Origin of the sequence: Microbacterium sp. NPDC058062, from assembly GCF_042885375.1 — a bacterium.
In the GTDB taxonomy this organism is placed as follows: Bacteria; Actinomycetota; Actinomycetes; order Actinomycetales; family Microbacteriaceae; genus Microbacterium; species Microbacterium trichothecenolyticum_C.
The window spans coordinates 655287-671193 of sequence record NZ_JBHVSC010000002.1; the positions used below are offsets into that span (position 1 = coordinate 655287).

Below are 15907 nucleotides of genomic sequence, written 5' to 3' on the forward strand. Positions count from 1 at the left end.
TGCGGCGATGGTCCTCGGCGCTCTCGCGCCGCTCGCCGCGGCGCCCGCCATGAGCGCCACCCCGGTCCCGACTGCCGGACTCCTCGCGGAGTACCTCTTCGACGAGACCGCGGGCTCGTCCGTGCCGAACTCGGCCACCGGCCCGGTCGGCGCCGCGACCGTCATGAACGGCACCGACAGCCTCTGGACGGGCTCGTCGTTCGTCTTCACCGGTGGCGCCAAGACCAGCCCCACCGCGAGCTGGGTCCGCCTCCCCGACAACCTGCTGAGCGGCAAGACCTCGGCGACGGTCACGATCGAGACCAAGCTCGACGCCTCCATGAAGAACAACTGGAACTTCCTCTGGAACATCGGCAGCGACTCGACGACCCAGTACTACTTCGCGTCGGTGCGCGACAACCCGCGCACCACCATCACCACCGGCGGCGGTGGCGGCGAGGTCAACGCGCGCTCGGGCACCGCCCTGTCGTCCGATCGCTGGTACAGCCTGACGTCGGTGATCGACGGCGCCGCGGGCACCATCACGTTCTACGTCGACGGCGAGCAGGTCGCGCGCACCGCGACGGCTTTGACACCGGCATCCATCACCAACCAGACCCTCAACGCGATCGGCCGCGCGCCCTACCCCGACCCGATGTACAAGGGAGAGGTCTCGACCTTCCGCGTGTACGACCGTGCACTGACGGCGGCCGAAGTCGGCGACGTGTCTGATGCGGATGCCGCCCTCCACGCCTCGTCCTTCCAGCAGGCGGCGCAGACCGTCCTCGACGGCGTCGGCGCGGTGACGATCGACGAAGCCGCCACGACGCTGCCCGGCTACGGCGGCCGCGTGACCTGGACCTCGGCCGACCCCGCGCTCGAGGTGGCCGAGGATGGCCTGACCGTGTCGGCGACGCAGCCCGCCACCGGCTCCGCGCCGGTGACCACCGCCCTCACGGCGACCGCCACGGTGCGCGGCACGAGCGTGTCGAAGTCCGTGCCGGTGACGATCGAGCCCGTCCCCGGTGAGGACGATGCCTTCGGCTATGCGATGGTGCACTTCATCGAGGACTCCGCCGGCTACGCCGAGAAGATCTACCTCGACGTGTCGCGCGGCGACGACCCCGAGCACTGGGACCCGCTGAACGGCGGGAAGCCGATCCTCGCGTCGCAGCTGGGGACCACCGGCATCCGCGACCCCTACCTGACGTACAACCCCGAGACCGGGACGTACTACATCATCGCCACCGACCTGCGCGTCTTCGGCGGCGACCGCGGTGTGACCGGCTGCACCGAGTGGTGCTACTGGTCGTCGCAGGGCAGCACGAAGCTCAATGTGTGGGAGTCGAAGGACCTCGTCACGTGGAGCGACCTGCGTCAGTTCGACGTCGCCCAGTCCCCCGCGGGCACCGAAGTCGCCGAGCTCGGCATGGCGTGGGCGCCGGAGGCCACGTGGGTCCCCGGGTACAACGAGGACGGCAGCGGCGCGTTCGTCGTCTACTGGGCGTCGAACGTGTACACGAACGCCGGGCACACGGGTTCGACGTACTCGCGCATCCTGTGGGGTGCGACGACCGACTTCACGCAGGACACCTACGAGTACGGCGGCGTCTTCATCGACGCCGGCGGCAACACGATCGACACCACCATCATCCAGAACGACGGCAAGACCTACCGGATCACCAAGGACAACTCCGCCGGCAAGGGCATCTACATGGAGTCCACGCCCGCGGCGGACTGGTGGGCGCCCACCGCGACCTGGACGCAGATCCAGACCCGCATCGGCGCCGTGTGGTCGGGCGGGAACGCCGGCGGCGTCGAAGGTCCGGCGGTGTTCCAGCGCCACGGCGAGGACAAGTGGTACCTCTACGTCGACGTCATCCCCTCGACCGGCTACCGGCCGATGGAGACGGCGGATCTGGATGCCGGGTGGACGCAGCTCGTCTCGAGCAGCTTCTCGATGGCGCCGAGCACCAAGCACGGCGGGATCGTGCCGCTGACGTTCGGCCAGTACGAGACGATCCGCGAGGCCGACGCCACGGGCGCGGTCGTCTCGCAGCTCGGCAGCATTGAGGTCGCCGCGGGTGCATCGGCCGACGCCGTGCGTGAGGCGCTGCCCGACGAGGCGGAGGTCGCTCTCGCGTACGGCCGCGGGACGGCGTCGCAGCCGGTCACGTGGGACGTGACGGAGGTCGACACCGACGTCGCGGGCACGTACGAGGTCACCGGCGTGGTGCAGACCATCGGCGCGAACCTCAACCAGTGGGTGGGTGCGGGCGGCTCGACGGCGTACAACGCCGCCGACCGCACGCTGTTCAGCTCGACCGCGATCACCGTGACAGCGGACGTCGTCGTCGCGGCCGCGCCGCTGCCGGTCACCGTGACCACCGCGACGCGCTGCGTCGCCGGCAAGGTCGTGCTGACGGTGACGACCGCGAACGACGGCGGCGCGCCGGTGGCGCTCGCGATCACGACGCCGTACGGCTCCAAGACGGTGGCCGCCGTGCAGCCCGGCAAGAGCACGTCGGCCGCGTTCACGACGCGGCTCGCGGCCATTCCGACGGGCTCCGTGGCAGTGACCGTGAGCGCCGGGAGCACCTCCGCGGAGAAGTCGGCGACCTTCGCCGCGGCCTCCTGCGGCTGACGCCCCGCCTCGCTCGAGCGCCCCGTCGGCTTCGGCCGGCGGGGCGCTCTGCTGCGCCCGCCGCCGCGCGCTCGAGGGATGACGGATGCTGCGGCCCGCGGCATCCGTCCCGCGAAGCGGCGTCCCGCTCATTCGGGTGGGGCAACACGCCGCATCGATCACGCGCAGCGGCGCGTCCTGCCACCTCGAACGGCCACGCGGGCACGACGAAGGGCGGCGGCACCGGAAGTGCCGCCGCCCTCGACAGTGATCAGCCGATCAGCCGCAGCTTGCCGCGGAGTACCCGCCGTCGCTGGTCACGGTGACCGGCGATCCGCCGATGGTGGCGGTGGCCGTGAGCTCGACCGAGCCGCCCGTGATCGAGGCCTGACGCGTCGAGAACGAAGCCGACGAGCTCTTGCCCGCGGCGACCGACGCGAAGGTCTTCGAGCCATACGCGCCCGACGCCGAGACCGACACCGGCACGTCTTCGCCGTTGGTCACGGTGACCACCTGCACGACCTTGCCCGCCACGCATCTCGAGGTCACGGCGGCCGTGACATCGAGACCGGGCTCCTCGGCGACCGTCACCTTCACGGTCACCGTGCGGTTCGCCGTGGCGAGCCACTCGGCATCCGTCATGTCGAGGATCGGGCTGCCGTCCTCACGGAAGTACACCATGCGCACACCCGCGTCGCGGGTGCCGTTCTGCGTGAGCTTCGCGTGGAAGATGTTCAGCAGATTGCCGTCGTCGTCGTACGTGTACGAGTTGTGGCCGGGACCCCAGTTGTTGGCGAAGGCCCCCTCATAGCTCCAGATCGGATAGCTGCGGATGTTCCACGCTGACGCGTCGAGCAGGTCGGCACCGGACTCCGCAGTGGCGAGTCCCACGGCGTAGGTCCAGTCGATGTTCGAGCCCGAGAAGGTGATCATGATCTTGCCGTCGCGCTGGATGACGAACGGCCCCTCGGCGACGGCCGACGTGTTGTCCGACCAGCTCGCGTCCGGGTACACGATCGTCGAGCGCTGACCCGACAGCTGCCACGCGCCGGTCGCCGACGGCGTCACCTTCGCGATCTTCAGCACCGCCGGGCCGGTCGCCGGCGCGATCACACGCTCCGACCACACCACATAGTCGGTGCCGGCGTCTTCGAAGTGCGTCATGTCGAGCGTGATGCCCGTGCCGTAGGTGGTCAACGGCTGCCCGGCGGCGTCGACGACCCGCTGCGGGCTCTGCCAGTCGGCGCGCACGAGCGGGTTGCCACCCGGGGTGAGGCGCATCGAGTAGGACTGCACGCCCGTCCACGAGTTGGCGCTGTTGGCGTTGGCGGCGAACAGGATGTACAGGTCGCCGTCGACGACATGCAGCTCCGGTGCCCACAGCTGGGAGTTCACCGACGTGCCCGACAGTCCGTAGCCGAGGATCTTGTGGTCGGCGGCGGTCGCGAGTCCCGCGATCGTGTCGGCCTGACGGATGAAGAACTCGTCCTGTCCGGCATCATCGGTCGAGATGAACAGCCACGTCTTGTCGCCGTTCGGAAGGGTGTACCGCAGGACATGCGGGTCGGCGCGGTTCGCGATCAGCGGGAAGATCGTGTCGGTGCGCTGAAGCGTGCCGTTCACCGTGTACTCGCCCGGCGTCGAGGTGTCGACCGCCGACGTGTCCCAGGTCACACGGAAGTCGTGCGTGCCTCCGTCGGAGTAGTCGGCTGTCACCTTCTCGGGAAGCTCGAGCGCACCGCCCGCCGCGACCGTCACGTCGTCCAGCGCCTGCAGGCCGGTGTTGCGGACCCGACCGAGAAGCTGGTCGGCCGCGCGGGCCTCGGCAGAGGTGACCGGAACGATCGATGCCGTCTCGGCGTACGTCACCGTGATGGCGCCCGTGCGCCCCGTCGGCTGCTGGCCGGTCTTTACCGCGGACACAGAGGCGAAGTCGGCCGTGGTCCCGGTCAGCGCGGAGCCGGCCGCGGTGGTCCACACGATGCGGTAGGCGTTCGCGCGGGAGTCCCACTCGGCCGAGACCGCACCGGTCGTGCCTTGGCCGGGAAGCGGCAGGTAACCGACCTCGGTCCAGTCCACGAGGTCGGGCGAGGTGAACACGAGCGCACCGGCGGCGTCAGCCGCGCCCGCGTCGTTCGTGCGGCGGGCGATGAGGCCGAAGCCCTCGTCGCCTGCCAGCCTGAACAGATAGGGCTGCGCGAGGTAGCGCTTCGTGCCGTTGCTGGTCTCGGTCATGCCGCTGACCTTCGGGAAGACCACGCCCGTGCCCGAGTTCAGGGGCGTGAACGTGGTGCCGTCGGCGCTCAGCGCGAGGTGGCCCGAGCGCGTGACCTCGGGATCGTCGCCGCCACGGACGTTCTTCGACGTCGTGTACGCCGCCAGGCGCGAGGCACCGCTCTCGGCGATGCGCACGTCGACCTGCGTCGTGGCGGCATCCGCCCCGGTGCCGACGACGGCCTGCAGCTTCGCCGCGCCGAGCCCCGATGTCGGCGCGGAGGCGATGGCACCGCTCGCGACCGATCCGGCGCCGGAGACGTGCGACCACACCACCGGCAGACCGAGGGCGGTGGCAGGAAGGACGTAGCCCTTCTCCAGGACGGACGGCACCAGCAGTGTCTCGGCGGCGCGTGCCGCCTGCTCGGCCGCACTGGGCGCCTTCAGCACCGTGATCGCGAAGTCCTTGGTCGCGGTCTGTCCGCGCACCGTCGCCGTCGCGGTCAGCGTGACCGGCGTGTCAGCCGAGGGGCGCGTGACCTGACCGTTCGCAGCCACGATCCCCGAGGGCGACGATGTCCAGGTCACGCCGCCCGTCGTGGGCAGCGAGAGATCCGACTCGACCTGGCCGAGGTTCTGGGCGTTGACGGCGGCGAGGTCGATCGCGTTCGCGGTCTCGGTGGCGGAAGCCGCAGCATCCGTCGCCGATGCCGCCGCGATGTCCGTCGCGGACAGGGCCTCGCTGTACACGCGGAACGCCGAGACGCCGCCTTGATAGAGGGAGTCGCCCGCGTACGCGCTCTTGCCGATGTAGTTCATGGTGTGCGTCGTCAGGTCGTTGAGGCTGAGAGTGGAATCCGCCTTCGTGGCGACCAGCACGCCGTCGATGTAGAGCTTCAGCGTGGATGCCGTGCCGGTGGCGTTCTTCGAGATCGTCGCCGCGACGGACTGCCACTTTCCTTCGACGAGCTTGCTGGCCGAGGTGACCGACTGCTCGCCCGACCAGTTGGTCTTCGAGATCGCGACGCGCGGCGCGACCGGCTGGATGAAGAACTGGCCGGTCGACGAGTCGCCCGACCCGCCGATGTTCCACAGGAACTTGTTGCCGGACAATGCCGTGGGGCTGGTCTCGATGACGATCGTGGCCGCGCTCTGCCCGGAGAGCAGGTTGTTCGGCAGCTGGACGTGGTTCGCGCCGGTGAACTGCATGTAGCCGCCGCGCCAGGCCGCTCCCCCGACGACGGTGCCGTCACGGCCCGCCCCGGAGACGTCGTGCACGACGGTGCCGCTCGCCTCCGAGAAGTCGTACGACGCCAGCAGCGACGCCGGCTCTGCGGCGACCGCCGCCCCCGGCGCGCTCATCCCGATGGCGCCGGCCACCAGGGCGACTCCCAAGGCGCCCGAGAGCATCTTCGTCCCCCGCGCCGTGCGTGGGCCCCTCGGCGCCCGCGCGATCTCTCTGCCTCTTCGATTCACTGCGTTCCCTTCCTCCGGGTGGTGTGATCGTTCGACCGCACGCTGCTCCGCCGGCCGCGGTCATGGCCGCAAGACGCCGGAGCTCCCGCGCGCGGGAGTGGTACGGAACCGGGCGGCTATCGTGCCGCCCGGTTCCGGGTCTTTCAGCCGCAGTTCGCCGCGGGATACGGCACGGCGGTCGTCACCGTCACCGGTGAGCCGCCGACCGTCGCAGCGGCGGTGAGCGTCACGGATCCGTCCGAGATCGACGCCTGCCGGGTCGTGAACGACGTCGACGTGCTCTTGCCCGCGGACACCGCACCGAATGCCTTCGTGCCGAACGGACCGGCCGCCGAGACCGTCACCGGGACGCCCTCGCCGTTGGTCACCGTGAGGACCTGGACGACCTTGCCGGCCACGCAGCGCGCGGTGATCTTGCCGGTCACGTCGAGCTCGGGGGCGGCGACGGCCGTGACGGTGACCGTGGTCGACACCGTGCGGTTGTCGGGCGCGACCTCCTCATCCGCCTCCATGTCGAAGACCGGCAGGCCGTCGGCGGCCCAGTGCACGCGGCGGACGAACATGTCGCGGCCGCTCAGGCCGTTGTTGTCGGTGCGCGCGTGGAAGACGTAGAGCAGGTTGTCGTCCTCGTCGTGCGACCACATGCCGTGGCCGGTGCCGAGCTGCCAATCGCCGTTGAACACGCCGGACTTCTGGATCGGGTAGTTCAGCTTGCTCCAGGCGGCGGGCGACGTGAGGTCCACGCCCTCCCCCGCCGTCGCGGTGGCGAGCCCCGTCGTGTAGGTGTCGCCGACCGTCGATCCCGAGTAGATCAGGTACAGCACGCCGTCGTGGGCGTACACGTTCGGGCCCTCCGCGATGGTGTTGTCCCACGCGTACTCCGGCACGAGGATGCGCACCGGCTCCGACGTCAGGCGGGTGGGGTTCGCGGGATCCATCTTCGCGATGAACAGGGCTCCGAGCTGCTGCCACACGTAGTACGACTGGCCGGAGTCCTCGAGGTACGTCATGTCCAGCGAGATGTTCTGCGACGGGTTGAGGATGCCGCCGTTCGAGCGCAGCACCTTCTGCGCCTTCGTCCAGTTCGCGGGGACCGCCGGGTCGAGGTCGTGGCCCTGGGCATCCTGCTTCAGCTGGATGATGCTCGCCCGCCCGGTCCACATGTCGGGCTGGCCGTTGGTGCCGTTGTAGCAGGGCATGAACAGGATCGACAGCTTTCCGCCGATGACGTGATACTCCGGCGCCCAGAAGCAGCCGGTCATCACGGCGCCGTCGGCGTCGGTGTCGCCCCGGCGCAGCAGGTCGATCTCGACGTTGCGGCCGGCGTCGACCGCCTCGTCCGAGAGGTCCTCGATGCTGTCCGCGATGCGGATCGGCATGTGCGCGCCGCCCTGCGGGTTGATGTTGCCGCCGTAGATGTCCTCGGTGGCGATCATCAGGAACTTCTCCTGGCCGTTCCAGTCATAGCGGAACACCGACGGGTCGGCGCGCTCGTCCGCGAACGGGGTGGCGTACTCGGTGGTCTTGAGCGTCCCGGTGACCTCGTACATACCGGGGGTCGCCGTGTCGACCGCGGCGAGGGAGTCCGCATCCCATGCGATCACGCGCGAGGCGCTGGAGCCGTCGTCGTACGACAGCTCTGCGCGCTTCGGCAGGGCCGCGGCATCCAGCTCTCCGCCCTGCTCGATCTGGACGCCGTCGAGCTGGGCGACGCCGGTGTTCGCGATGCGGCCGAAGCGTCCCTCGAGCGCCTCGACGGTCTGCGCGTCGACGGGAAGCGTGTTGCCGGAGTCGTAATCCGGGATGCCGTCACCGGCTGCGCCGGCGGTCGCCGACACCACCCCACGGCCGATCTCGCCCCGGGTGGCCGGGTCGGCGAGGTCGGTGAAGGTCGTGTACATCGAGGCCCCGGCATCCGACGTCCACGTCACGACGTAGCGATCGGAGGCCGAGTCGTACACGGCCGCCGGCTCGTTGACCCCGCTCGTCACGCCGAGGTTCACCATGCCGACCTCGTTGTAGCTCCGCAGGTCGCTGCTGCGGGCGAAGAGCACACTGGAGGTCTGGGTGCCGTCGGCGCCGCCGCCGCGGGCGGTACGCGTCGCGACCAGGCCGTAGCCGCCGTCCTCGAGGGTGAACAGGTGGGGGTCGCGGAGACTCCGGATGATGCTGTCGCTGGTGCCGTTCGCGGGAACAGCGACCGAGGTCTTCGCGAAGAAGATGCCGTAGTTCTCGTTGAGCGGGCCCCATCCGTCGCCGCCTTCGAGGGCGAGGTGCACGCTGAGCGCGACGTCGGCGTTGTTCGCCTGCGCGACCGTCGTGGGCACGCGGCTGTAGGCGAGCAGCTGCGTGGTGGTGTCGGCGGGGAGCACGGTGACATCGAAGGTGCGGGATGCCGCGACTCCGGTCGCCGTGTCCGTCACCTCGACCGCGACCTGGCCGTCGACGGCGTCGTCACCCGCGGCAACGATCGTCTCATCGGCCGTGATGCCGTCGCTCGTCGAGGTCACCTCAACCTCGGTGCCCGCGGGTGCGGCGGGCAGCGCCGTGCCCGACTCGACGACCGCGGGGATGACGAAGAGCTCGGCCAGCCGCGTCGCGCGCTGCTCGGCGGTCTCGGACGACGGCAGCACCGTGACCGTGATGGTCTGGGTGGCGGTGATGCCGCGAATGGCCGCCGTCGCGGTGAGCTCGACCTCGACGGCCGGCTGGCCGGCGAGGGGTGCAGCGATCGAGCCGTCCGCAGCGACGACCGCGGGGTTGCTCGAGCTCCAGGTGACCTTGCCGCCCGCCGTCGGCAGGTCGATGTCGGTCGCGGTCTCGCGGTCGGCGAGCGCGAGACCGGTGAGGATCGCCTGGGCCTGCGCCTGCAGTTCGGCCGCGTGAGCCTGGGCGTCGGCGTCGGATCCCGCGGCGACCTCGACTGCCGAGAGGGCACGGTCGTACACGCGGAACGACGAGATCGCGCCCTGGAAGAGCGGGTCGGGCCACGGGGCACGGCCGATGGTGTTGAGCGACTGGTCGACGATGTTCGCCGGGGTGCGGTCGACGCCGCCGTTCGCGACGCGGACGCCGTCGATGTAGAGGGATGCCGTGCCCGACGCGCCGTCGACGACCGACGTCACGTTCACCCACTGGTTCGCGGTGACCCCGCACGAGGTCGACTGCACGAGCCGCTCGACGCCGGCGGACTTGATGCCCACGAGAGGCGCACGGCCGGACGCGCAGTTGAGCGAGGCGAAGAAGTACTCGGTCGCCGAGGACTCGTTGCCGATGTTCCACAGGAAGTGGAAGCCGTTGAGCATCGCCTGCGAGGCCTTCACCTCGGCGACGACGGTCGCGGACGCCTTGCCGGCCAGGAGGTCGTCGGGCAGCTCCACCCAGTTGCCGGTGGACGTCTTGGCGCCGCCGCGGAGGGTGAGCGCCGAACCGGTCCAGTCGGCGGCCTGGACATTGCGGACCGTGGCGCCGCCGAACGGGGAGCCGGCGACCTCGTTGGGCACGGACGATCCGCTCGCGAGGTCGAACTCGTATGACGCCACCAAGCCGTCCTCGGGCACCGCGGCGGCCGCGGTCGTCGTGGCGCCGAGGCCGAGGATCATGGCGCCGACGGCGGCGATCCCGATCGCGGCTCGGCGGGGGTGCAGGGACAGTCGCATTCCACTCTCCATCAAGTGACTGAACTTCGTCGAACAGGGCTGTTATCGCTCACATTAGCGGTAACTCGCCATTGCGCAACACGTTTCATTGAGATGTGCCCTCCATTCGGGTCGGGCGTAACGGCGGCAGCCGCTCTATGAATGTGAGCGGTAACGCGCTACATTGGCGACCGTTGCCCGCGACCCGCGCGGGCGCCAGACCGCGATGAAGAGGTTTCATATGGCGACGAAGTCCTGGCGGCGAATCGGGGTGGCAGGAGCGACGATCGCTGCACTTGCCATCGGCGCTCTCGCCCCACCCGCTGCTCACGCGGACCCGGTTCCGGACGACCCGAACCTGGTCCTGCACTACGACTTCAGCACCGCCGGCGCGGTGACGGACGTCTCGGGCCACGGAAACAACGGCACGATCGTCGGCGCCGGCGCGACCGTGGTCGACGGCGTGCTGACACTGCCCGGAGGCGCGGCGAACAGCGGCGCGGGGTACGTGCGCTTCCCCGCGAACCTGTTCGACGGCAAGGACACGCTGACGATCTCGACCTGGCTGCGCAATGACACCGGCGCCGGGAACTACGCCGCGATGTTCTTCGGCTCGGGCACCGGCACCTTCCCCGCGCAGTACTGGCTGTTGAACCCCCGCAACCCGTCCAGCCGCTTCAAGTCGGTCATCACCAACGGCAACACGCCGAGCGCTCCGTGGGGCACCGAATACGGCATCTCCCCCACGACCGCCTCGCAGGGCGTGGCCGGACCGACCACCGGCACCGCGTGGGCGATGTACACCACGGTCATCACTCCCACCTCGATCTCGGGCTACTACAACGGAGCGCTCGTCGGCACGGTGGCGACGAGCCGCACGGTGACTCAGTTCGGCACCGGACTCGTCGGCTACATCGGCCGCTCGACGTACGCCGACGCCTTCTACAAGGGCTCGGTCGACGACGTGATCGTGTCGACGTCCGCGTACAACGCGGGCCAGATCGCAGAGCTGTACCACCAGAGCGACCGCACCACGACCGACCAGACGAACGCCGCCCTCACGGCCGACGCCGACGCCGTGTCGCTCCCGAGCGAGGCGACGGCCGACATCGCGCTCCCCGCCACCGGCACGCCCAACCTCTCGCGCGTCACGTGGGAGTCGTCGCAGCCGTCGGTGATCGCCGCGGACGGCAAGCTCACGCGTCCCGCAGAGGGCCAGGCGGACGCCTCCGTCACCCTCACGGGAACCTTCACGCTGGGCGGCCAGTCGATCACGCGCGGCTACACGGTCGCGGTCCCGGCGCTCGACCCGCAGCGCGACCTCGAGCGCACGGCTGACGCCTTCGACCTCGGCATCACGGTCGCCGCGTCCGACATCGTGCTCAACACCGAGTCGCAGGGTGCGACGATCGCCTGGGCCTCGTCGGCCCCCGCCGTCGTCTCGGCGACGGGCGCCGTCACGCGAGCCGCCGCCGATGCCCCCGTCACGCTGACGGCGACGTTCAGCCGTGCCGGCAACTCGACGCAGCGCACGTACGATGTCACCGTCAAGGCGCAGGACGTCGGCCAGGCCGTCGCCTACGTCCGCACGGGCAACACGGCCAAGACCGAGGTGCTCCACCTCGCGGCCGCGAAGAACGGCGATCCGCTCGTCGCGCTGAACAACAACAAGGGCGTGCTCTACCCCACGTTCGGCACCGGCACCTCGCAGTTCGCGAACCCGACGCTGTTCCGCAAGCCCGACGGCACCTACGGCCTCGTCGCGACCGACAACGCCGCCAACGGCCGCATCTTCGTCTACTCGTCGAAGGATCTCGTGACCTTCACGGACCAGAAGTGGGTGCTCACCAACACGCAGAACATCGTCGTCTCGCGCGCCGATGTGACCTACGACAACGGCACGCGGCTCTACCGCGTGACGCTGCGCACCGCCGCGGGTGCCGCCTACGAGGTGACGACCGCCGACTTCACGACGTTCAGCGCCCCCGTCTCGATCACCGCGCCGGCCGCACCGACCGTGACGGGTCTACCGACCGGCGGGATCGAGGCATCCGCTCTTCCCGTCACTCAGGCGGAGCTGTCTCAGCTTCAGAAGTCGCTCGGCCGCATCGTCAACACGACCGTCGACGCGGGAGACGACGTCGAGGTCGAGGTGGGCGGCGAGCTCGATCTCCCCGAGAAGGTGGACCTCGGCTACTCCGACGGCTCGTCGAAGCAGCTGGGCGTCAACTGGGACACGAGCGCGGTCGACCTGGCCACTCCCGGGACCTACACGGTCACGGGCACGGTCAACCAGCCGGTCTACGGTGACGCGAAGGGCATCCTCGTGAAGGAGCGGGCGGACCCCTGGGTCTTCCGCGACGACGAGCGCACGGGCAGCACGGAGTACTACCTGACCGGTTCGTACCCCACGACGCAGTCGAACGCCGGCGTGGGCTACGACCGCATCGTCCTGCGGCGCGCGAGCACGATCAACGGCCTCACCACGGCGCAGGAGCAGGTGCTGCTCTGGGCCAACAACGCGGCCGCGCCCGACACCTCGAACGGATCGAAGATCGCCTCGAGCAACTACCGGTACTTCTGGGCGCCGGAGCTGCACAAGATCAACGGCGACTGGTACATCTTCTTCACGTCGAGCCGCAGCACCGACGTGTGGAACATCCGCCCGACTGTGATGCGCGCCCCGGGCAACACCGACCCGATGGTCGCGTCGAACTGGAGCGTGCTCGGCTACGTCAAGGCCGCGGCCGGCGACACCGCCGCGTTCACGAGCTTCTCGCTCGACATGACGCACTTCGAGGCGAACGGCAAGGACTACCTCGTGTGGGCCGAGAAGCCGGGCAGCTCGGATCTGCGGATGGCCGAGATCAACCCCGCCGACCCGACGCAGCTGACGTCGAAGTCGATCCTCCTGTCGACGCCCAACTACGCGTGGGAGCGCACGACGAGCCAGGTGATCAACGAGGGCCCCGCCGTCATCAAGAGCGACGACGAGGTGTTCGTGTTCTTCTCGGCATCGGAGGTGAACGAGACGTATTCGATCGGGATGCTGCGCGCACCGGTCGACGGCGACCTCATGAACCCCGCGACATGGTCGAAGACCGGCTATCCGCTGCTGACATCGGACGACTTCGGCGGCCAGCAGAACGGACCCGGCCACAACTCGTTCACGCTCGACGAGGACGGCAACCCGGTGATCGTCTACCACGCCCGCCCGCCGGTCGCGGAGTGGATCCCCGGTGCCGACGGCGGACTCAACGACCCCAGCCGTCACGCCCGCGTGAAGACGGTGCACTTCGCCGCCGACGGCTCGGCGGTGCTCAACCAGACCCGCGACGAGGAGGTGGCGCCGGGCAACCGCACGGTGACCCTCACCGTCACGGTCACGGGTCCTGCGGCACCGCAGCTCGCGGTCTCGGGTGTCGTGACGTCGCGCTGCGTGGCCGGCAAGGTCGTCCAGGTGCTGACGGTGACCAACGCCGAGGGCTTCCCGGTCACGATGTCGGCGACGACCGGCTTCGGGTCGAAGGCGTTCGGCGCGGTCGCGGCCGGCAAGTCGGTGTCGGCGTCGTTCACGACGCGTCTGACGTCGGTGCCCCCGGACACGGCGGTGCTCACCGCGACGGCCACGGTGAACGGTTCGCCGGTCACCGTGACGCGCGAGGTGGCCACACCGGGCGCCGCCTGCGGCTGATCACGCACTGAGCCCCGAGAGGCCCGTCCGCGCGAGCGGGCGGGCCTCTCTGCTGCGCCCCGGCGCACCGCCGGTCTCCGCCGAGCCGTCGGATCGTGGAGACACGGATGCTGCGACCCGCCCGTACGGACGGGCTTCCGGCCGCGGGCACCGCACGTGGAGGCGGTCACGCAGACCGCGGGTGGCGGCATCCGTCCCGCTCCTGCGGTGCGTCCCGCGCACGAAGGAACGGCCGGCGCACGAAAGAACGGCCCGCGATCCGAAGACCGCGGGCCGTTCCCTCGTGCGTGCCGCGTCAGCCGCAGCTGTGCGGGGAGAACTCCACCGTGCCGGAGTAGACCAGGGCACCGGCCGTGCCGGTCACCTCGATCTCGCCGGCGGGTGCGGTCGCCAGTCGCGAGTTGAACGTGCTCGTCACCGTGGCGCCGGCCTTGAGACCGGTGAGGGTCTTGGAGCCGTACGGGGTGGCGATCTGGACGTCGGCCGCGACATCGTCGGCGTTCTTCACCGACACCGCGAGGTATGCCTTGCCGGCGACGCACCGCTGGGTGACCGTCGGCTGCAGATCGAGGGCGTTCGCCGCGAGCGTGGGCAGCTCGATCGTCACGTAATCCTCGATGTTGCCCGCCGCGTCCTGAGCCTGCACGTGCACGTAGCGGGGCTCTTCGGTGAGCTGCACCGAGAAGGGCTCCTCGTACGTCGCGTACATGTTGTTCAGCTCGCCGGTCGGCGACGAGTCGGGGCCGTCCGACCACACCGTGCGCGTCACGCCCGAGCCGGGCGCGGCGTCGCTCGGCACCAGGGTGAACGTGGCCGACGTTCCGTCCACGACGACCCAGTCGACTCCGGTGACCGGGGCGACCGTGTCGACCTTGACCGTCTCGGATGCCTCGCCCACGGCGCCGTCCTCGCTGGTCGCACGTGCGCTCACCGTGACCTCGCCCTGCGCCGAGACCGCGAAGGGCGCCGTGTAGGCGTTCCACGTCTCGCCGTCGAGGCTGTACTCGATGCTCTCCACGGGGCTCGCGGTCTCCTCGGCCGTGACCGTCACGGTCGGGGCGGTGGTGTACCAGCCGCTGCCCTGCGGTGCCGCGTCGAACGACAGCGCCACGATCGGCTCGCTCTGGTCGAGCGGCTCGACGACGAACACCGTCGCGATCGCGCCCGGAGCGTAGCCGTCGACCGTGCCCTCGACGTCGAAGATCGCGTCGACCTCGGCGTAGGCTGCGGGCTCGATCGAAGCCCACTCGACGTCGACACCGCTCGAGGCCGTGCCGTCCTCGTAGGTCGCACGGACCGTCTCCGGAAGCACCGGCTCGACACCGGCCGTCGTGATGGTCGCGGAGTAGTCGACGCTCTCGATCTCGTCGGACAGGCTGTTCGCCACGTACACCGTGCCGCTCACCGTCTGCCCGTCGTACCCGGCGGGGTCGCCCACGACCTCGAACTGCCCCGGCGAGGCGTAGCTCGACGCCGGGACGCCTGCCCACTCGACATCGACATAGCGCAGCGGACCGTTCTCGCCGATCACCCAGACGCTGTCGGGCAGCGTCGGCGCCGTGCCGGTGACGGTGCGGACCGCCACGGCCTGCGAGTCGATGAAGGCGTCGGGGTCCTCGGGCTCCGGCTCGACGACCGGCGCGTTGACACCCCAGACCTCCCACTCGATCACGCTCGTCGCCTTGCGCTGGCTCTGGAAGAGCTGCCGGTCGAGGACGAGGCGCACCGCCGTGGTGGTGACGGCGTCGAAGTTCGCCTGCACGACCGGCTGGGACGCGACCGGGGCGGCCGTGTCCAGGACCGGCACCGGGTAGGTGAGGCCCGAGCCGGTGACCGGGGCCCACTCGCCCGCGCTGGTGCGGTACTCGACCTTCCACGACGCCGGGATCATCACACCCGAGTCGCCGCCCGAGGTGAGGTGGTTCTGCCACAGGTAGAGCTTCGACGAGCTCACCGTGACCGGACGCTCCCACGTGTACGTCGCGGTGTCCTGTGTCGGGTTGCCGGGCGCCCCCCACGTTCCCCACATGGCGGAGAGCGTGTTCGTCGGGCCGACGACCCCGTTGTTGAGCGCGGCGGCGGAGTTCCAGCTGGGGACGTAGCTGACCTCGGTGACCGGCGCGTTCTCACCGGAGGCCAGGGCGAGGTTGATCGGCTCGTCGGCGGCCCCCGCCGGCATCGCGACCGCTGCCCCACCGGCGATGAGCGCCACGGCCGCGACCAGCGCGAGCGCGGCCTTCTTCACACCGGCTCGGCGTGCACGCGTGTGCATCGGTGTCCTCT

The 15907-nt window shown here is 70.1% G+C and carries 5 protein-coding genes; 2 read left to right on the plus strand and 3 right to left on the minus strand.

All coding sequences use genetic code 11. The features are described from left to right. The first annotated feature begins 7 nt into the window (after positions 1-7). Positions 8-2623, plus strand: coding sequence for a LamG-like jellyroll fold domain-containing protein (locus ACFVSU_RS07860; RefSeq protein ID WP_387140472.1), 2616 nt, complete (start codon positions 8-10; stop codon positions 2621-2623). 258 nt (positions 2624-2881) lie between these two features. Here the strand turns inward: ACFVSU_RS07860 and ACFVSU_RS07865 are convergent, their stop codons facing one another. Next, a complete protein-coding gene (locus tag ACFVSU_RS07865; protein WP_387140475.1) occupies positions 2882-6226 on the minus strand; it encodes a family 43 glycosylhydrolase in 3345 nt (1114 codons plus the stop codon). 209 nt (positions 6227-6435) lie between these two features. Further along, the gene (locus ACFVSU_RS07870) at positions 6436-9951 is read right to left on the minus strand and encodes a family 43 glycosylhydrolase (protein ID WP_387140478.1); all 3516 of its coding nucleotides are present in this window, start codon (positions 9949-9951) and stop codon (positions 6436-6438) included. A 220-nt stretch (positions 9952-10171) separates the two neighbouring features. On the opposite strand from ACFVSU_RS07870, the gene ACFVSU_RS07875 reads away from it, so the two are divergent. Continuing rightward, complete coding sequence (locus ACFVSU_RS07875; RefSeq protein WP_387140481.1) at positions 10172-13624, plus strand: family 43 glycosylhydrolase; 3453 nt, start codon at positions 10172-10174, stop codon at positions 13622-13624. Positions 13625-13919: 295 nt separating this feature from the next. Here ACFVSU_RS07875 and ACFVSU_RS07880 read toward each other — a convergent pair whose 3' ends face one another. Continuing rightward, positions 13920-15896 (minus strand): OmpL47-type beta-barrel domain-containing protein, encoded by a 1977-nt coding sequence (locus ACFVSU_RS07880; protein WP_387140484.1) that lies wholly within the window; start codon positions 15894-15896, stop codon positions 13920-13922. Positions 15897-15907 lie beyond the last annotated feature (11 nt).

Excerpts from the sequence above, each read along its gene's own strand:
- ACFVSU_RS07860 (WP_387140472.1), top strand. The coding sequence starts at position 8 with ATGGTCCTCGGCGCTCTCGCGCCGCTCGCCGCGGCGCCCGCCATGAGC.
- ACFVSU_RS07875 (WP_387140481.1), top strand. The coding sequence starts at position 10,172 with ATGGCGACGAAGTCCTGGCGGCGAATCGGGGTGGCAGGAGCGACGATC.
- ACFVSU_RS07865 (WP_387140475.1), bottom strand. The coding sequence starts at position 6,226 with ATGCTCTCGGGCGCCTTGGGAGTCGCCCTGGTGGCCGGCGCCATCGGG.
- ACFVSU_RS07870 (WP_387140478.1), bottom strand. The coding sequence starts at position 9,951 with ATGCGACTGTCCCTGCACCCCCGCCGAGCCGCGATCGGGATCGCCGCC.
- ACFVSU_RS07880 (WP_387140484.1), bottom strand. The coding sequence starts at position 15,896 with ATGCACACGCGTGCACGCCGAGCCGGTGTGAAGAAGGCCGCGCTCGCG.